Genomic DNA, 17,757 nt, shown 5'->3' with positions numbered 1-17,757 from the left:
CTCAGCTCCAGCGTCTCTTTTCCAGCACCTTTACGGTGAGGAAGTTGAATATGAACGCTACGCTGACAAAGAATAACACGCTTGTGAGGCTGAACACGCCTCTTGTGAATTCCATATATCTTGAATAGAAGGATATATTTGTTACTCCCTTATAGAGGAGCTTGAGGTATCTTGACTTTGAATTTGCAAAGCCAGCAACCAGAGACTCCGAAAGGTAGATAACGAAAAGAACTACAAGACAAACCACTGCGGAAGCCATCTGGTTCTCGGTAAGGGAGGAGATGAAAAGTCCCACAGCTATAAACGCTGCTCCAAGGAAGAGCATTGCGAAATAGTTGCCCAGTAATGACGGCCATATAACATCACCGAGATAATTGATAACGAATGCGTATACGAATATTATGGACTCAGCAATAATATAAAGGGTAAGTGCTGCGAAGTACTTGCCGAGAACAATCTCCCACAGGCTCACCGGAGCTGTGAGAAGTCCTTGATCCGTCTTGTTCTTTTTCTCCTCGCTGAGGAGCTTCATGGTAAGAACAGGTATAAGGAAGAGGACTATTATGAACATTGAGCCGAAAAGACTTGAAGTATCTGCATTTCCGGCAGCAATTACTGTATTATAGAAGAATATTCCCGAAACGAGCCAGAACACAGTCAGAAAAACATAAGCTATGCCGGATGTAAAGAAGGCTCCCATTTCGCGTCTGTATATCGCCAGCATTATTCCTCACCTCCGTTACTTTCTTCTGAGCTTTCCTTATGCTCAATATCTTTATCTTCCTCATTCACGGCATTGAGAGAGCCGTCGTCACCGATCTTCAGATCTATCTTGGGAGTAACAGCCGTGCTCTTCTTTTCCGGGCTGCTGTCGACTTCCGGGTCTGACATGGTGATCTTCATGAAGATATCCTCAAGGGTGAGGTCTGAGAGCTGGAGCATAAGGATATTCCAGCCCTTTTCCGTGCACAAACGGTTAAGATCGCGGCGGATATCTGTCTTGCCGTCGGTTTCTACATCGTAATCATATATGCCCTTTTCGCGTTCCATATCTGCGCGGACGTACTTAACGCCGTTTATCGCCTTTATTGCGTCGGTGATATCACGCTTATCGCTGGCGGTATGAGTAGGACCTTCGATACGAAGGGTCATCTTGTGCTCATTGGTGATATTTGCAGCTATCTCCTCAGCTGTGCCATCAGCGGCTATCTGGCCCTTGTTTATAATGATTATCCTGTCGCATACTGCCTGTATCTCAGGAAGTATATGAGACGACAGTATAACTGTATGTCTCTTGCCGAGCTTCTTTATAAGAGTTCTTATCTCTACGATCTGCTTGGGGTCGAGACCTACTGTTGGCTCGTCTAGTATGAGCACCGGCGGATTGTTTACAAGAGCCTGAGCAAGTCCGACTCTCTGGCGGTAGCCCTTTGAAAGATTCTTGATAAGTCTATCTCTTACATCCTGTATCTGACATAGATTGCACACGTCTTTGAGATGGGCCTTTCTCGGGAGCTTGCACTTCTTGAGATCGTATATAAAGCTGAGATAGCCCTCCACGGTCATATCCACATAAAGGGGCGGTATCTCTGGAAGATATCCTATGTTAGCCTTTGCCTTCTTAGGATCCTCGAGGATATCCACACCGTCGATAAGCACCTCTCCGGCTGATGACGAAATATACCCCGTCAACATATTCATAGTCGTGGATTTTCCCGCGCCATTAGGTCCGAGGAAGCCGAGTATCTCGCCCTTTTCGACCTTGAAACTGATATTATTCACAGCGAGCTTTTCGCCGTAGGATTTAGTAAGGTTTCTGACCTCTATCATTGGGGTTGACCCTCCTTATTGCGTATGTTTACGGCACATAGAGTGCGGTGCCGTTCAGTTCGCGGCAATTATAATGTTAATACTTATATGTGATAACAAAGTGATATTGCTGCGAATATTTTACAATATATTAATGGCAGACTCTATATCTGCATTTATCTGCCTTTTCAGCTCGTCCACCGAGCCAAAGCGCATTTCAGGACGGATAAAGCATTTGAGCCTGACCTGCAACGGACTTCCGTAAAGGTCTCCCGAAAATCCGTATATGTATGTTTCCGCAAGAGGCGCACCGCCATAGCTGACTGTAGGCTTTACGCCCACGTCTGTGATGGACAGGTATGTTCTTCCTCCTGCCGTGGTCTCAGAAGCGTATACTCCGAATCTCGGCACGAGCTGCCCCTTTGGGAATAACTGATTTGTCGTAGGAAAGCCGATAGTGCGTCCAAGCTGAGCGCCGCGACTTACCTCCTTTAATATCATATAGGGAGCACCGAGAAAAAGCGCTGCCCTTTCCATATCGCCGTCAGCAATGAGTCGACGTATAAGCGTTGACGAAGCCCTCTCGCCGCAGCAGCAGACATCTTCCACTGCCATGACCGAAAAGCCGTATTTTTTGCCGTATCCGCGGAGCTCCTCAATGCCGCAGCAGGCCCCTCTGCCGAAGCGAAAATCGTTTCCGCAGCAGACAAAGGTAGCGTTCAGCTCTCCGCAGAGTATATCTCTTGCGAAGCTGTCGCCGTCCATGCCGCATACCTCTGTAAAGTCAGGAGAAATCACACGTCTGATACCGCATTCGTCTGCAAGTATCGCACTTTTTTCCGACTGGCTGTAGATATAGCCCTCCGCGCCCTTGTTTACCGTACTTTCCGGCGGGAAGGTAAAAGCGCAGGGCTCGAGCCCATCAGCTCTCCTGTCAGCGGCAGCCCTAAGCACAGCTCGGTGTCCTATGTGTACTCCGTCAAAAATACCCAGAGCAACAGCTGTTTTCTGATCTTCCATTCTGTCACCCTAAATTCTTTCCAATACGAAGCTCTCCGCTGTCAAAGTCCGCGAAGGCAGTACCGATGAAACCGCCATCGAAGCCGTAGACCCCGTAGCAGTCAGTCTCTCTGTCTATACCGCGCACCCTTGATATATCGAGCTTTACGCCATTTCTATACATTCTTGTCTGAGCCTCGCCCAGTCTCAGCTTCGGCAGATTGTCAAACACTCTTTCTATAGGTAGTATCAGCTCCTCAAGCCTGTCCTCGTCTCTTGCCTGCTGTATCTCCTCAAGGGTATGACAGTCAGCAAGGGTAAAGCCGCCGGAGGAGGTCCTGACAAGTGAGGTCATTATCCCTCCGCAGCCCAGTTTATCACCGATATCGCTGATTATAGTCCTTATATATGTGCCCTTGCCGCATACTATTGACATGACTCCCTCACGGGACACCCCGTCGTATTCATCCAGCATAAGGCTTTCAACTTCTATCTCACGCGCCTGGCGCTCTACCTCTATACCCTGCCTTGCAAGGTCGTAAAGGCGCTGACCGTTCACCTGTACAGCCGAATACATCGGTGGCAGCTGCATTATTCTGCCTTTAAAATCAGGCAGCACTGCCTCTATCTGTTCCCGTGAAACAGCCATATCCGAGCTTTTGCGTACCTCACCCCACACGTCTTGAGTGTCCGATACGATTCCAAGACTGAAACCCGCACGGTAACTCTTTGTATTGTCGGGCATTATATCGCAGGCTTTTGTGGCATTCCCTACAAATACCGGCAGAACGCCCGTAGCCATAGGGTCAAGAGTACCGCCGTGGCCGAGACGCTTTATACGCAGTATGCCGCGGAGCTTCGCAACAACGTCAAATGAGGTGAAGTCCTGCGGCTTATTTACGCAGAGTATCCCGTTCATTTGCCAAGAGCCTTTCTGACAGCCTCGATGAGCTGTTCTTTCGCTTCATCAAGAGGTCCGCTAATGGTGCAGCCGGCAGCCTTTGCGTGACCGCCACCACCTATGGACTGGCATATAGCCGATACGTTGACGTCATTGGCAGAGCGGAACGAGCACTTGTATACTCCGTCCTCACGCTCACGCATGAGTATACCTACCTCTGTGTTCTCCAACTGTATGGTCAGTGGAGCGAAGCCTTCCAGCTCCTCCATTGAAACGCCCATATCTTTCATCATATCCTGCGTTACCGCAGCTATAGCAAGCTTTCCGCCGAGGCAGTACTCCATGAGCTCATTGACCTTGGCTTCGAGCTTAAGTCTTCCCATAGACTTGACATCAAACATATAGCGGTTTATTCTTGCAAAATTTATATCGTAGCTGCGCATCATCTCAGCCGCTATCTCATGAGCGCGGGGAGTGGTGCAATCATACTTGAAACAGCCGGAATCCGTAGCTATGCCCGTATAAAGGCAGGTCGCGCAGTGCTTTGTTATCTTCACGCCCATATACTTCGCAAGATCGTATATTATCTCGCAGGCAGCCGTAGCATCGGCGCGGAGTATGGTATTCTCGGCATAGTTGTTGTTTGATATATGGTGGTCGATGCAGAGTTGCACCTTCCCGCCGTAGATGTTCTTATAATCGCCCATAAGAGTCTCGTCGGCTATATCCACCGCAATAATAGTCTTAGGCTCAAAGTCCTCGCCTGCACCATCCTTTGTGAGGAAGTCGTAGCGTGCAGGGAAAGCATCATGACATACCACCCTGCTGCGGATACCCATCTGAGCGAGTATGTCTTTCATCGCAAACCCTGCGCCTATACAGTCTCCGTCCGGATTGCGATGAGTGATTATAACTGCGTCCTGGCAGTTTCTGAGAAAGAGCTCAGCCTCACTGAAACCAATGAACATACAAAGCCCTCCTTAAAGCAGGTCGTGGAGCTTTCTGCTAATCTCAGCGCTTCTCTCGATAGAGTTGTCTGCGATGAACGTAAGCTCCGGTGCCTTGCGCATCTTAAGTCTGTGGAAAAGCTCCCGCTTTATGAAACCTGCGGCACTTTTCAATCCCTCAACCGATTCCTTTGCCCTCTCGATACCGTCAAAGCTGGAAACGTATATCTTGCAGTTTGACATATCGCCTGAGAGGTCAGCTCTTACGATAGTGAGCATACTGTCTATTCTCGGATCCTTTAGCTCACGGAGAATAGCAGTCATTTCACGTTTTATATCTTCAGCCATGCGGCTGTTCTTGAAATTAGGCATTTTATTCCTTCCTGTCGTTACAGTTTGACGGTAAATCCGCCTCCTGTTGTCTCTTCGTGTTTATCGGACTCGGCAGATCTTTCTTTTTTCGGGGAAGCCTTCTTTGCAGCCGTTTTTTTTGCAACAGGCTTTTTCGAAGTTGCTTTCTTCGCTGCGCTCTTCTTTGCGGCAGGCTTCTTTGTAGTCTTTGCCGCCGCATTTCCCTCAGGCTCGTTCTCAGCCGCTTCAGCCTCAGCCGCCTCGACTGCTGCTGTACCCTCGGGGTCGTTGAAGAATCCGCCTGTGAACATCTCCGCTGCGAAAGCCTCATCCTCAGCGGTAGCGCTGTAATCTGGAATATCGTCGTCTCCCTCTTCGCCGTAGTAGATATCGGCATAATTTCCGTACTCAGGCTCGAGCTCCACATCACGTACAGGACGCTCTATGCCCATAAGGTCATCGGTATATTCCTCAGGCTCCTCCAGTGCGCTGCACTGACCGAGAAGTATCTTCTTTACCGATTCAAAGAAGAATATATCTATCGGTCCAAAATCGTCCCATGCCAGTGCCTCGTTACAGTACTGCAACATATCCGCAGTACTCATTCTGCTGTTATCCATAAGATATTCCCCCTTTTTATTATATAGAATATAGAAATAAATATGATCTTAATCCTCGCGGTACTCTTCAACGATGTATGTCTCGAAGATATCGCCTTCCTTGACGTCTGCAAACTTTTCAAGACTGATGCCGCACTCGTAGCCCTCTGCAACTTCCTTTGCGTCGTCCTTGAAGCGCTTGAGACCAGCTATCTTGTCGTCGGCGATTATGATTCCGTCACGCACAACGCGCACCTGACTTCCTCTTGTGACCTTGCCGCTTAGCACATAGCTTCCGGCAACCATTCCAACGTTGGATATCTTATATACCTGACGTACCTCTACTCTTCCCTGCTCCACATCGCGGAACTTAGGAGCGAGCATACCCTTCATGGCTGTTGATATCTCCTCGATAGCGTCATAGATTATACGATAGAGCCTTATGTCCACGCCGTCACGTGCAGCGCTGTCAGCCGCAACAGGGTCGGGTCTTACGTTGAAACCGACTATTATAGCGTTTGAAGCGTTTGCAAGCATAACGTCGCTCTCCTTGACAGCACCTACTGCTCCGTGGATAACTCTTACTCTTACCTCGTTGTTTGAAAGCTTTTCAAGGGACTGCTTTACAGCCTCCACAGAGCCCTGAACGTCTGCCTTTACAACGATAGGCAACTCCTTGATTTCGCCCTCGGCAATCTGGCTGAACAGGTTGTCGAGAGTTACCTTGCGGTAAGCATTGAACTGCTCCTGCTTAGCCTCGTGCTTTCTCTGCTCGACCAGCTCTCTTGCAAGCCTCTCATCCTCAACAGCGTTGAAGATATCGCCTGCGCTAGGCACCTCTGCAAGACCTGTAATCTCAACAGGCACGGAAGGACCGGCTGTCTTTACAGACCTGCCCTTATCATTGGTCATTACACGTACTCTTCCGACAGCAGTGCCTGCTATGAGAACATCTCCCTGCCTGAGCGTACCGTTTTGTACGAGAAGTGTTGCTATAGGACCTCTGCCTTTGTCGAGACGTGCTTCGATAACAGTACCCTTTGCAAGTCTTTCGGGATTAGCCTTGAGCTCCTTCACCTCGGCTACAAGGAGAACATTCTCAAGAAGCTCGTCAATGCCCTCGCCGGTCTTGGCTGATACAGGAACGCATATAACGTCGCCGCCCCAGTCCTCGCATACGAGGTCGTACTTGGTGAGCTCCTCCTTGATACGGTCGGGATTTGCTCCCTCCTTATCCATTTTGTTGATAGCCACGATGATAGATACTCCGGCAGCCTTTGCGTGGTTGATAGACTCAATGGTCTGAGGCATGATACCGTCGTCGGCGGCAACTACGAGTATTGCTATATCTGTGATATTGGCTCCTCTTGCACGCATGGAAGTGAATGCTTCATGTCCGGGAGTATCGAGGAAAGTGATGTCCTGTCCGTTGATATTCACCTGATAAGCACCGATGTGCTGTGTAATGCCGCCTGCCTCGCCTGCGGCTACATGAGCGTTCCTGATACGGTCAAGTATTGATGTTTTACCATGATCGACGTGTCCCATAACCACTACTACAGGACAGCGTGGCTGGAGGTTTGTATCGTCGTCGTCGGTGTCGTCGATAAGGCGTTCCTCAATGGTAACGATTACCTCCTTCTCTACCTTTGCACCCATTTCGTCTGCAACGATAGCGGCTGTATCAAAGTCTATCTCCTGATTTATAGAAGCCATTACTCCCAGCTTCATGAGCTGTTTGATAACGTCCGTAGCTGTAGCCTTAAGACGTGTAGCCAACTCGCCTACTGTTATATTATCGGGAATGAGTACCTTGAGCTGCTGCTTTCTTGCTCTTTCGAGCTCAAGACGCTTAAGCTTCTCGGTCTCCGACTCCTTCTTCGAAAACTGCTGGCGTGTTCTCTGAGCTGACTTCTGATTGATCTTCTGCTTCTTGGAAGAGTAGTTGTCGTTCTTGTGCTTGTTTGAGGTAGCCATCTGGTCGTATCTCTCGTTGTACTTGTCGAGGTCTACGTAGCTTCCTCTCGTATCTACTGTACGGCGCTGAGTTGAGGTCTGGGCTGTCTCGGAGCTGAACGCGGCGTTAAACTTTGTGCGCTCGCCTCTGTCCTGAGCCTTTGCCTGCTCCTTCTTTTTGTCCTTTTTCCTATCGTTCTTCTTTTCCTGAACGGGAGCAATGCTCTTCGACGCCTCTGTCTTGGGAACCTCAGTCTTGGGAACCTCTGTCTTTGGAGCCTCAGCCTTTGGAGTCTCCTGAGCCTTTACGGGCTCTGCCTTGGGAACGGCAGGCTTTGCTTCGGCCTTGGGTGTTTCCTTTGCGGGAGCAGCTTCCTGCTTCTTCTCGGGCTCTGCCTTCTTTACAGGAGCCTCCTCAGCAGGTTTTACTTCCTTCTTTGCAGGAGCAACCTTCTTCTTTGGAGCGCTCTTCTGCTCCTCCTTCTTCTCTCCAGCAGGAGCGGCAGCCTTCTTTTCGTCCTTTCCAGGCTCGGCAGCCTTCTTCTCAGCTGTCTTCTTTGCAGCCTGCTTCTTCTCCTTCGGCTCCTCAGCCTTTTCAGGACGTGTATCGTTCTTAGAATTGAAGTAGTCGTTGAACGAATTCACCGTATAGCGTTCCTTGGTATAGTGCTCTAGTATCGAGTTCATCTCCTCCTCAGTAAGGGCGGAGCCTGTTTTCTTTTTGTTGTCACCTTTCTCTGCAAAGAGGTCTATTATCTCCTGTGCAGGGATATTCAGATCTTTTGCAGCGTCGCTTAACTTTATTTTTTTTGCCATAGGCTTGATTACCTCCATAATCTCTGCCGCGCAAAAATGCGGCGTAAATATAAGAAATGTCTGCGCATAAATATCTATTTCAACGCATTACTGCGATACCTCAGATATTATCCTTTCAAAGCCGTCTGCGAAGCCTTTGTCGGTCACTGCGACAACTCCGGTCTCCTTTCCACAGAGCTTTCCGATATCGGACTTGCTGAGCTCGGTGTGGAGATGCTTTATACCATATCTTTCGCAGTAGTAAGCGGCTTCCTTGACAGTTTTTGCGGAAGCGTCCGAAGCTGTGAGTATACAATGAGCTGTACCGTTTTTTGCAGCCTCGACAGCGCTGTCGAAGCCCTTTACCGCCCTGCCTGCTCTCAGGCATATACCGAGCAGATCAAAGGTCCTGCGGTTCTTTTCCGAGCTCATTCATCATCACCTCGTATACGCTGTCCTCTATCCTGCATGAGAACGACTTTTCAAAGCGTCTTGCCTTCCGTGCCTTTTCAAGGCATTCTGTACTGCGGCAGATATACGCTCCTCTGCCGGCAGCCTTTCCCTTGAAATCGAGACTGATATCGCCCTCAGGAGACCTTACCACACGGATAAGCTCCTTTTTCGGCTTCATCTCATTGCAGCCAAGACACATTCTCATGGGTATTTTCTTCGGCTTCATAATTATTCCTCGTCAGCAGTGGCTTCCTCGGTATCCTCTGCCTCTGTCGGAGCAGCTTCGGCAGACTCTACGTTCTCCGGAGCAATTTCCTCTGTCTCATCCTCTGGTGGAGCGGCTTCAAATACAGGAGCCACAAAGTCGGGGCTCAACTCGGGAGCCTCCTCGTTGGTAAGTGTGTCAAACTGAGGCTTGATATCTATCTTGAAACCTGTGAGCTTTGCAGCAAGCTTTGCGTTCTGACCCTTGTTGCCGATAGCAAGTGAGAGCTGATTGTTAGGAACTATAACGGTACATGACTTCTCTTCCATTGAAGTTATGACAGTTTTGAGTACCTCAGCAGGAGCAAGCGCCCTTGCGATAAATTCCTCAGGGATTTCGCTCCACGGGATAATGTCTATCTTCTCGCCGCTGAGCTCGTTAACTACAGCTGTTATCCTTGAACGCTTTGGACCTATGCAGGCTCCCACTGCGTCTACGTTCTCATCCTTTGACCATACGGCTATCTTTGTTCTCGAACCTGCTTCACGGGATATGGACTTTACCTCAACGGTGCCGTCGTATATCTCGGGTACTTCCTGCTCAAAGAGTCTCTTTACAAGGTCCTTGTGAGTACGGGATATCTTGACTACAGGCTTCTTGTTCTTGCCGATTATGCCTGTGATGTATACCTTGACCATTTTGCCTTCTTCAAGGTTCTCGCCAGGTATCTGCTCGTTGCGGAAGAGGTAAAGCTCTGTGCCGTCGTATACGACTGTTACCGTGCCTCTGCCGGGCTCGACCTGTGATACCTTGGCAGTTATGCACTCATGCTCCTTCTGCTCGAACTTACTGAGCATCTGCTCGCGGTTGATCTCCCTAAGGTCACCCTTTATGGACTGCTTTGCGGAGAGGGCTGCCATTCTTCCCAGCTTTGATATATCGAGTTCCTTCATGATAGTGCCGCCAACCATAGCATTTGGATCCATAGTCCTTGCGACATCTATATTAACCTCGTTCTCGTCAATAGGCTCATCGTCGATGATGTCCTGACGGATATACATTTCGAACTTCTTCGTTTTCGGATCTATCTCCACCGTGATTCTCTCCTCACTGTGAGGATATGCTCTTCTTGCCGCCTTTAACATAGCTGACTTTACTTTTTCGATAAGAAGATCGGTCTCCACGCTGTTTTCTTCACCGAGAGCCTCAAGCGCCTTGAAAAAGTCCTTATTCATGTTCATGTCTGTAAATTCCTCCAATATATTTTATTTTGTTATTTCACATTTCAGAAATCGAGATACAATTTTACGAAAGCTATATCCGCCAGCGAGAATTTCCTTTCTCCGCCGTCTTCGAGTATCACAGAAATACCCTCCTTGTCTGCTCCGCTGAGCTGAGCGACTATTTCCTTTTCGCCGTCAACTGCTCTTATAAAGCGTATCCTTACGGTATCGCCCTTACAGACCTCGAAGTGCTCCTCCTTGACGAGCTCCCGCTCCAGTCCTGCCGAGCCCACCTCAAGCATATAGCTTTGAGGGATAGGGTCCTTCTCGTCGAGTATGTCGCTTATAGGAGCATTGGCGCGTTCACAGTCCGCAATAGTTATCCCCTCGTCCTGATCTATAAATACTCTCAGGTACCACATCGCGCCTTCCTTCTCATAGCACACATCCCAGAGGTAGTAGCCCAGCTCGTCAGTTATTGGCTTGATAAGCTCGTATACCTTTTGTTCAGTACCGCCGAATTTTTTGAATTTCATAGGCAGCTTTTCCCGATATATCGGTTATCTCCTTTCATAGTTTCGATATAAATACTAAAGACCGGAAGGCTTCCGGTCTTTGGGTTTACTATCATCATAAAGTATTATACCACGGTTTTTCGCAAAAATCAAGTGTTTTTCGGAAATTTTTTCAAAAAACTCAGATTTTTTCCCGCAAGTATAAATTGATAGACTAAAAACGAAAATATCATTGAACCAAAAGAGCAAATAACATTTTTGTTATCCAGGACAATTACGCAAATGTCTGCCTGTCTTCGACCGTAAAAAAGTTATAAATCTCCACTCTCAACTCAAAACACTCAACAAAGAAAGACGTCCCCGCAGGAACGCCTTTGTTATTCATCAGCCCTTGAGAGCAACTCTTCTGATCTTGCCGCTGATAGTCTTGGGCAGTTCATCTCTGAACTCAACTATACGCGGATACTTATAAGGAGCGGTATGCTTCTTTACATAGTCCTGTATCTCTTTCTTGAGCTCGTCGGTGCCCTCCGTACCCTTTACAAGAACGATAGAAGCCTTTACCACCTGACCTCTTACCGGGTCTGGAGCTGCGCTTACACCGCATTCAAGCACATAGGGAAGCTCCATGATAACGCTTTCAATCTCGAAAGGTCCGATACGGTAGCCCGATGACTTGATAACGTCGTCAACACGTCCTACATACCAGAAATAGCCATCCTCGTCCTTCCACGCAGTATCGCCTGTGTGATAGAAACCATCGTGCCATACTTCTTTAGTCTTCTCGTCGTCGCCGTAGTAGCCGAGGAAAAGTCCTGCCGGCACATTCTTGTCAGTACGGATGACAATTTCACCTGTTTCGCCTGTCTTTACCGGCTTGCCGTCAGGATCAACGATGTCCACATCGTAAAGCACGCTGGGCTTGCCCATAGAGCCTGGACGACAGGTCATACCAACAAAGTTGCCGATAGAGAGTGTGGTCTCGGTCTGTCCGAAGCCCTCCATTAGCTTTACGCCGGTAGCCTTGAGGAACTGATTATATACCTCTGGATTAAGAGCCTCTCCTGCAACTGTTGCATACTTGATAGAGCTGAGGTCATACTTGGAAAGGTCCTCCTTGATGAAGAAACGATACATGGTTGGCGGTGCGCAGAAAGTTGTGATATTGTACTTTCTGAACATAGGAAGTATCTTGTGAGCGTCAAAGCGGTCGAAATCGTATACGAATACGCAGGTTTCACTGAGCCACTGACCGTAGAGCTTGCCCCAGAGAGCTTTTCCCCAGCCTGTATCGGATATGGTGAAGTGTATGCCGTTGGGATCAACATTATGCCAGTAACGGGCAGTGATAAAGTGTCCGAGCGCATACTTGTGAGAATGTGTGGCTATCTTCGGGTAGCCTGTAGTACCCGATGTGAAGAACATGAGATTTGGGTCGCTGCCGCAGGAGAGTTTCTCGGGATCGGTAGGACGCTCGAAAACGTCGCTGAACTCAGACATTTCCTTGTCAAAGTCAGCCCAGCCATCACGTTCACCGTGAGCCATCATCTTGATGAGCTTTATGCCGAGCTCCTCCTCTGCAAGGTCTACCTGATGTGCAACGTCACCGTCACCAGTACATACGATAGCTTCTACTCCTGCCGCCTTGAAGCGATATGTAAAGTCATGCTGCACCAGCTGATTAGTCGCAGGGATAACTATTGCGCCAAGCTTGTGGAGAGCAAGTATTGAGAACCAGAACTGGTAGTGTCTTTTGAGGACAAGCATTACTCTGTCGCCCTTCTTTATGCCCTTTGAAGCGAAATAATTCGCGGTCTTGTTTGAATATCTCTTCATATCCGAGAAGGTAAACCTTCTCTCGGACATATCGTCGCCTACATAGATAAGCGCTTCCTTGTCGGGACATTTGGCGGCAAGTCCGTCAACGATGTCAAAGCCGAAGTTGAACTTGTCATCGTTTATGAAGCTGATACCCGTAAGATTTCCCATAAGGTCTGTTTCAAGCTTCACAAACTTGTCTGCGATAGGATCCTGAACGTGAGCAAGGTCAAAATTGGTTACGCCTGGAAGTATAACGGGATCAAGGTTGGATATAGCGTGCTGGGGCTGGTTTACTCCACATACTATAGCATAGAACTTACATTCCTTGCCGCCTACAGCCCACTCGTCATGAGGCTCGGAGCTGTCGTAGTAGATGGAGTCGCCTTCGCCAAGTATCTCAACGTTATCGCCTACTTTTACCTTGAGCTGACCACTGATAACGATATCCATTTCCTGTCCTTCGTGAGTATGGGGATGAGGAACTCTGAACTCCTCGTCAACGTATGGTATGGTTACAAGGAATGGCTCTGCGATCTTGTTGCGGAACTTAGGCGCAAGACGGAGATAGCTCAGGCCCTGTCTTCTTACGATAGGAAGTCCTTGTCCGGCTCTTGTGATATCAAAGCTCTTGATATGGGGAGATTCACCTTCCATGAGGTCAGTTATCTCAACGCCGCAGGCATTTGCAAATTTATATATGAAGCTAAAGCTGAAATCCTTTGCTCCGCCCTCGTAAGCAAGGTACTCATAAGATGAAACGCCGATTTTGTCAGCCATTTCCTTCGGAGACAAACCTACGGATTCACGGGTGAGCCTAATTCTCTCAGCGACCTCCTTTATTCTTTCTTCTGCATTTGGCAAATTAGTCATTTCGCTCATGATGATCTCTCCTTTTAAAATAATGTATTACCGGAAAATGAAATAGTTGCCGGAATATACCGGCGTCATCCTTTGCACGAGAAAACAAAAACTCGTCTCAAAGGATATAACTTTGAGACGAGTATCATGATCTGATCACCCGCGGTACCACTCAAATTGTGCCGCTATTGCGTAACACCACTTCAGACTCCAGCAAGTCCTATTCATTCACGCAGAATCACGGGAACGCTTACTGTAAATTTCAGCATTCCGGCTCAGAAGGGATACATAGCATTGCTTATCACCAGCTCGCACCTACCGCCGGCTCTCTGTGGACATTGGCAATCCTCTGCTTGTCTTCCTCATAGCTTATAACTGGATTATATCACACAAAAATGCATTTGTCAAGCGCTTTTGAAAATTTTTTGAGCACATACGCGAAAGCCCCCCTCATAGCCTTGCAGCGGTAATTTAGAACACACTATATAAAGCAAGCTTCGTCTCCAAAGTCTGTGTTCAGACCCCGGAGGCGAAGCTTGCCTCTGTTTTATCAGTTCCCTGTTCTATACATGAACAGCGAGAATATCAGAATCTCTCCGCTTTAGCCATTTTTCCGCTTGCAGCAGGAAGTATCCTCGGATCAATATTCTCAGCGTCCGAAGCATATTTGCCGCCGGCTATACTGCCTCTTGCTACAATAGCATCAGAATCGTTTCTTATTTCAACCATATATACAGGATTTATCGGATCAATATAGCCCGGATCCGAGGAAGTACCTAAGATTTCAAAAATTTTAGGTTCAAAATGTACCTTTCTGCCCTTTCTTTTCATCTTAACATATCCGGGCACGCTTCCGCAGGGGTCATCGAACTCGATAGTATACATAGTTTCCTCAACTGCAAACTTTTTTGTAAGTACAACTTCTTCAAGTCCAGTCTCTTCAAGCACAATGCCATCACCAGTAATCTCTACGATTTGATATTCATGCATGAAAGCCTGAGCTGCGAGCTTTTCAATTATTTTGTTCCACTTTTCTTCATCATCATTCTTAGTTATAGCGCCCTTTTTTCCAATTGCTTCGGGAGCTGCACCTGCATACATTGCGTTTGTCATTGGTACTGCACACATTGCTGCCGCTGCGATAGCTGCAAAAAACTTCTTATAATTAACCTTCATAAATGATTCTCCTTTACAAATAAAATAGATTTGGCCTTTCGTCAATTGTTTATGCTTCTTGTTTATGGTGTTTATGTAAGCTCTTGTGATAAAGGTGTTGCGCAACCCTATGCTTTTATTATACTCGATTTTACCCTTTTGAAAAGATGACGTTTGTCATTTCGTGGATTACATTTGTATCCTTCTCAATGACAATTGTAATAGTGAACGGCAGAAATGGTCAGACAACCTCGTGTAAAGTCTGGGCATAAAGACAGGCGGCTATGCTAGCCGCCTGCGTATACTTATTCTTCTGTTACACCTTTTTGATTCATGAGATATACCATGCCGCTTTCATCGCGTTCCATCTCCGCTCTGATATATTCATCGTAGTCTGCCGATGAACGTCGGTACATCGCCTTTCCGGGATTGTCAGAAAGCTCATAACCGATACAGAATGCTATATCAAATTTGCCTATATAGCCGTTAGTATTCACCACATATAGTCTGTCCGCATCGAACTTGTCTCCGCTGCGTTCTCCCACGGCAGAGTATCCTTCATCGTAATATATCAGATCTATGCCGTAAAATGCATAGTTCTTATCGCTACTGCGGTCCACCGCTATTAATGCAGCAGGCAGAGCGGCTGCATATTCTTCCTTTGCTGTATAGATCACCATGCACAGCTCCTTATGCCTTAAATACTGCTTGTTATAGCCTTTTATGTCATCGCCGAACCTGTAACCCTCAAAAGGAGAATCAGCGTTATCCGTATCGAAGTATAAAATCGCCGGATTCGAGGTGCTTGCTGCCGTTCCCCCTGTCTTCCCTGCCCTTAGCAGTACGGTAAGTCCTGCAAGCAAGAGTATGATGCTGACAATAATGATAAGGAGCGTTATTATCACGAACTTCACAGGCGACATCATTGGCTTTATGTCAGCTTCCCTGCCCTCCGCGAGACGCTTGTTTATCCTGTGTTTATATGCTGATTTGTATATTGCAAATGCCATGATCAATAACACGGCCAATATAAGTATCAATGCTGCTACAGGCATAATGATACTTAAAATGTTTGTTTTTTCTCTCATGTTCACCCCTCCTTATATCCCTAAGAATTCCTTGAATATGTAATAGTACGTCCGCGTAACATCAACCTTCGCACCGTTCTTCATGTTCAGCATGAACTTCTGGGACAGCGCCGGCCGTATACTTTTGATGTGCGAAACGGACACTATCACCGAATTGCTAACCCGGATAAACTCCTTGGGGTCGAGTATCTCTTCAAGTCTGCGGAGAGTTTCCGAGAGCCTGTACTCCTCCTCGCCGCAGTATGCTACTATATCATGTGCAAAGCTCTCTATATGCGAGATGTCTTTTGTTTCGAGCCTGTATATCTCCCCGTTGCTGCGCGCGATAAGATGTGACGCGGTAACGTTGCTCTCCGAGAGTATCAGCTCCGCGGAATCATCTATCTCAATTCCCTTTTTTATGAGCTCAGCCGCTATAATGTCGTAGTGTTCGTCACTTACAAGTAATCTAATTTTCATTTTCAGCTGACCGCCTCCTTTATCCCAGTATCATTGATAAGCCTATCTGTATATCATTATATATTGAGCAGCATTGAAAATCAATACCCTCCGCACAGCTTGCACTCAGTAATTCACATCTTGCATACAGGTGTGCATATCGGTCATGCTAAAACGGAATGTATAGACCTTTGCAGGTATTATAATAACAATAAGCAGATTCATAGTAACATATTACAATTTGTAGTAAAAAACTTGTCTTTTTTTGCGGTTGTTCACGATATGTTCATGAATACCCCCTTGTCAAAGCATTGCTAAAATGGTATAATTAGAATAATATTTACTGCCCGAGGAGAGCACTGTCCGACGGCAGATTTGAGAAGGAGAATGGTTTTTTATGCAGTACGGACACTTTGATCTTGAGAACAAAGAATACGTCATCACTAACCCCGCGACCCCGGCACCATGGGCAAACTACCTCGGAGATCCCGAGTACGGCGCTATGATATCCAATAACGCCGCAGGCTACAGCTTCGTAAAATCAGGCGCAAACGGAAGGCTTTCACGTTTTCGTTTCAATTCGGACATGGCTCTTCCCGGACGCTATATTTACATAAGAGACAACGACACTTCCGATTACTGGTCAGCTTCATGGCAGCCCGTAGGCAAGCCACTTGACAAGTACAAGAGCGAGTGCCGCCACGGTACCGCCTATACAGTCATCTCGGCAGAGTACGCTGAAATAAAGTCCGAGACTACATACTATGTTCCATACGGAAAGACCTACGAAGTATGGAGAGCAAAGGTAACAAACAGCTCCTCAAAGGAGAGAAAGCTCTCTGTATTCGGCTTTATAGAATTCACAAATGAGCCCAACTACGAGCAGGATCAGGTAAATCTCCAGTACACTCTTTTCATTACCCGTACAAGCTTTGAGGGTGGAAACCGCATACTCCAGCACATGAACGAGAACACAGGCTTCGACGAGAACGGCTACAACGGTCAGGAGCGCTTTTTCGGTATGGTAGGTCAGCCTGTTACAGGCTGCTGCGGAAGTTTCAGTGACTTCATCGGTCCATACAGGACATTTTCGAATCCTATCGCCGTTGAGAACGGCAAGTGCAGCGGCGTCATGAACTATAATTCAAACTCCTGTGGAGCTCTCCAGAGCGATATCACTCTTGCTCCCGGTGAGACAAAAGAGTTCGTCTTCGTGCTCGGAGAGCGCAAGGACCCCGAGGCAGCTGCTATACTTGAAGAGTACAAAGCAGCAGGAAAGGTAGACGCAGAGGTAAAGCAGCTGAAAGACTACTGGCACGGTCAGCTCTCTAACTTCAAGGTAGAAACTCCCTCTCCTGAATTCAACAATATGATAAACGTATGGAACGCTTATCAGTGCTTCATTACATTTATATGGTCAAGAGCAGCTTCATTCATTTACTGCGGTCTCAGAAACGGCTACGGCTACCGCGATACAGTACAGGATATTCAGGGTATCATACACCTTGACCCGGAAATGGCAGCAGAGAAGATACGCTTCATGCTCTCGGCTCAGGTCAGCAACGGCGGCGGTCTGCCCCTTGTCAAGTTCGACCACAACGCAGGTCACGAGACCTGCCCCGACGAGAACGACGAACACAGCGT

At 47.6% G+C, this 17,757-nt stretch carries 16 protein-coding genes, 1 pseudogene and 1 other annotated feature; of the genes and pseudogenes, 1 reads left to right on the top strand and 16 read right to left on the bottom strand.

Annotated elements, in window-relative coordinates; translation table 11 throughout:
* Nucleotide 1: 1 nt before the first annotated feature.
* The 16 genes from J6U00_RS08270 to J6U00_RS08195 form a co-directional block, all read right to left on the bottom strand.
* Entirely contained in the window at nucleotides 2–724 is a 723-nt protein-coding gene (locus J6U00_RS08270; RefSeq protein ID WP_296580914.1) for an ABC transporter permease subunit, read from the bottom strand.
* On the bottom strand, nucleotides 724–1,830 hold the full coding sequence (locus tag J6U00_RS08265; RefSeq protein ID WP_296580913.1) for an ATP-binding cassette domain-containing protein: 1,107 nt from the start codon (nucleotides 1,828–1,830) through the stop codon (nucleotides 724–726). Before J6U00_RS08265 ends, J6U00_RS08270 begins: the two co-directional genes overlap by 1 nt.
* A gap of 120 nt (nucleotides 1,831–1,950) precedes the next feature.
* On the bottom strand, nucleotides 1,951–2,829 hold the full coding sequence (gene ribF / locus J6U00_RS08260) for a riboflavin biosynthesis protein RibF (RefSeq protein WP_296580911.1): 879 nt from the start codon (nucleotides 2,827–2,829) through the stop codon (nucleotides 1,951–1,953).
* Nucleotides 2,830–2,833: 4 nt separating this feature from the next.
* Nucleotides 2,834–3,727: a tRNA pseudouridine(55) synthase TruB gene (gene truB, locus J6U00_RS08255; protein ID WP_296580910.1), complete on the bottom strand. Its 894-nt coding sequence runs from the start codon at nucleotides 3,725–3,727 to the stop codon at nucleotides 2,834–2,836.
* On the bottom strand, nucleotides 3,724–4,677 hold the full coding sequence (locus J6U00_RS08250) for a DHH family phosphoesterase (RefSeq protein ID WP_296580907.1): 954 nt from the start codon (nucleotides 4,675–4,677) through the stop codon (nucleotides 3,724–3,726). Before J6U00_RS08250 ends, truB begins: the two co-directional genes overlap by 4 nt.
* A 12-nt stretch (nucleotides 4,678–4,689) precedes the next feature.
* A complete protein-coding gene (gene rbfA / locus J6U00_RS08245) occupies nucleotides 4,690–5,028 on the bottom strand; it encodes a 30S ribosome-binding factor RbfA (RefSeq protein ID WP_296580906.1) in 339 nt (112 codons plus the stop codon).
* Between the two features lie 17 nt (nucleotides 5,029–5,045).
* A complete protein-coding gene (locus J6U00_RS08240) occupies nucleotides 5,046–5,627 on the bottom strand; it encodes a hypothetical protein (RefSeq protein ID WP_296580904.1) in 582 nt (193 codons plus the stop codon).
* A gap of 48 nt (nucleotides 5,628–5,675) precedes the next feature.
* Nucleotides 5,676–8,378 carry a translation initiation factor IF-2 gene (gene infB, locus J6U00_RS08235; RefSeq protein WP_296580902.1) on the bottom strand — a complete coding sequence of 901 codons (2,703 nt, stop codon included), beginning with the start codon at nucleotides 8,376–8,378 and terminating at the stop codon, nucleotides 5,676–5,678.
* Nucleotides 8,379–8,465: 87 nt separating this feature from the next.
* Nucleotides 8,466–8,789, bottom strand: a complete 324-nt coding sequence (locus J6U00_RS08230; RefSeq protein WP_296580900.1) for a L7Ae/L30e/S12e/Gadd45 family ribosomal protein — start codon at nucleotides 8,787–8,789, stop codon at nucleotides 8,466–8,468.
* Nucleotides 8,758–9,036, bottom strand: coding sequence for a YlxR family protein (locus J6U00_RS08225; protein ID WP_296580898.1), 279 nt, complete (start codon nucleotides 9,034–9,036; stop codon nucleotides 8,758–8,760). Before J6U00_RS08225 ends, J6U00_RS08230 begins: the two co-directional genes overlap by 32 nt.
* A 2-nt stretch (nucleotides 9,037–9,038) precedes the next feature.
* On the bottom strand, nucleotides 9,039–10,256 hold the full coding sequence (gene nusA, locus J6U00_RS08220) for a transcription termination factor NusA (RefSeq protein ID WP_296580895.1): 1,218 nt from the start codon (nucleotides 10,254–10,256) through the stop codon (nucleotides 9,039–9,041).
* 44 nt (nucleotides 10,257–10,300) lie between these two features.
* Complete coding sequence (gene rimP / locus J6U00_RS08215) at nucleotides 10,301–10,774, bottom strand: ribosome maturation factor RimP (protein WP_296580893.1); 474 nt, start codon at nucleotides 10,772–10,774, stop codon at nucleotides 10,301–10,303.
* A 363-nt stretch (nucleotides 10,775–11,137) separates the two neighbouring features.
* On the bottom strand, nucleotides 11,138–13,444 hold the full coding sequence (locus J6U00_RS08210; RefSeq protein ID WP_296580934.1) for an AMP-binding protein: 2,307 nt from the start codon (nucleotides 13,442–13,444) through the stop codon (nucleotides 11,138–11,140).
* Between the two features lie 119 nt (nucleotides 13,445–13,563).
* Nucleotides 13,564–13,807 (bottom strand) — a binding site (T-box leader).
* A gap of 210 nt (nucleotides 13,808–14,017) precedes the next feature.
* Nucleotides 14,018–14,608, bottom strand: coding sequence for a hypothetical protein (locus J6U00_RS08205; protein WP_296580892.1), 591 nt, complete (start codon nucleotides 14,606–14,608; stop codon nucleotides 14,018–14,020).
* A gap of 284 nt (nucleotides 14,609–14,892) precedes the next feature.
* Entirely contained in the window at nucleotides 14,893–15,675 is a 783-nt protein-coding gene (locus J6U00_RS08200) for a hypothetical protein (protein WP_296580889.1), read from the bottom strand.
* Between the two features lie 12 nt (nucleotides 15,676–15,687).
* Nucleotides 15,688–16,134, bottom strand: a complete 447-nt coding sequence (locus J6U00_RS08195) for a LytTR family DNA-binding domain-containing protein (RefSeq protein ID WP_296580886.1) — start codon at nucleotides 16,132–16,134, stop codon at nucleotides 15,688–15,690.
* Nucleotides 16,135–16,510: 376 nt separating this feature from the next.
* Here J6U00_RS08195 and J6U00_RS08190 point away from each other — a divergent pair.
* Nucleotides 16,511–17,757 (top strand): annotated as a pseudogene (locus tag J6U00_RS08190) (N,N'-diacetylchitobiose phosphorylase); the annotation flags it as partial.

This window comes from Ruminococcus sp. (assembly GCF_017650195.1).
Taxonomy (GTDB): Bacteria; Bacillota; Clostridia; order Oscillospirales; family Ruminococcaceae; genus Ruminococcus.
The sequence above is the reverse complement of the archived record's forward strand: the minus strand, read 5'-3'. Positions and strand labels throughout refer to the sequence as shown.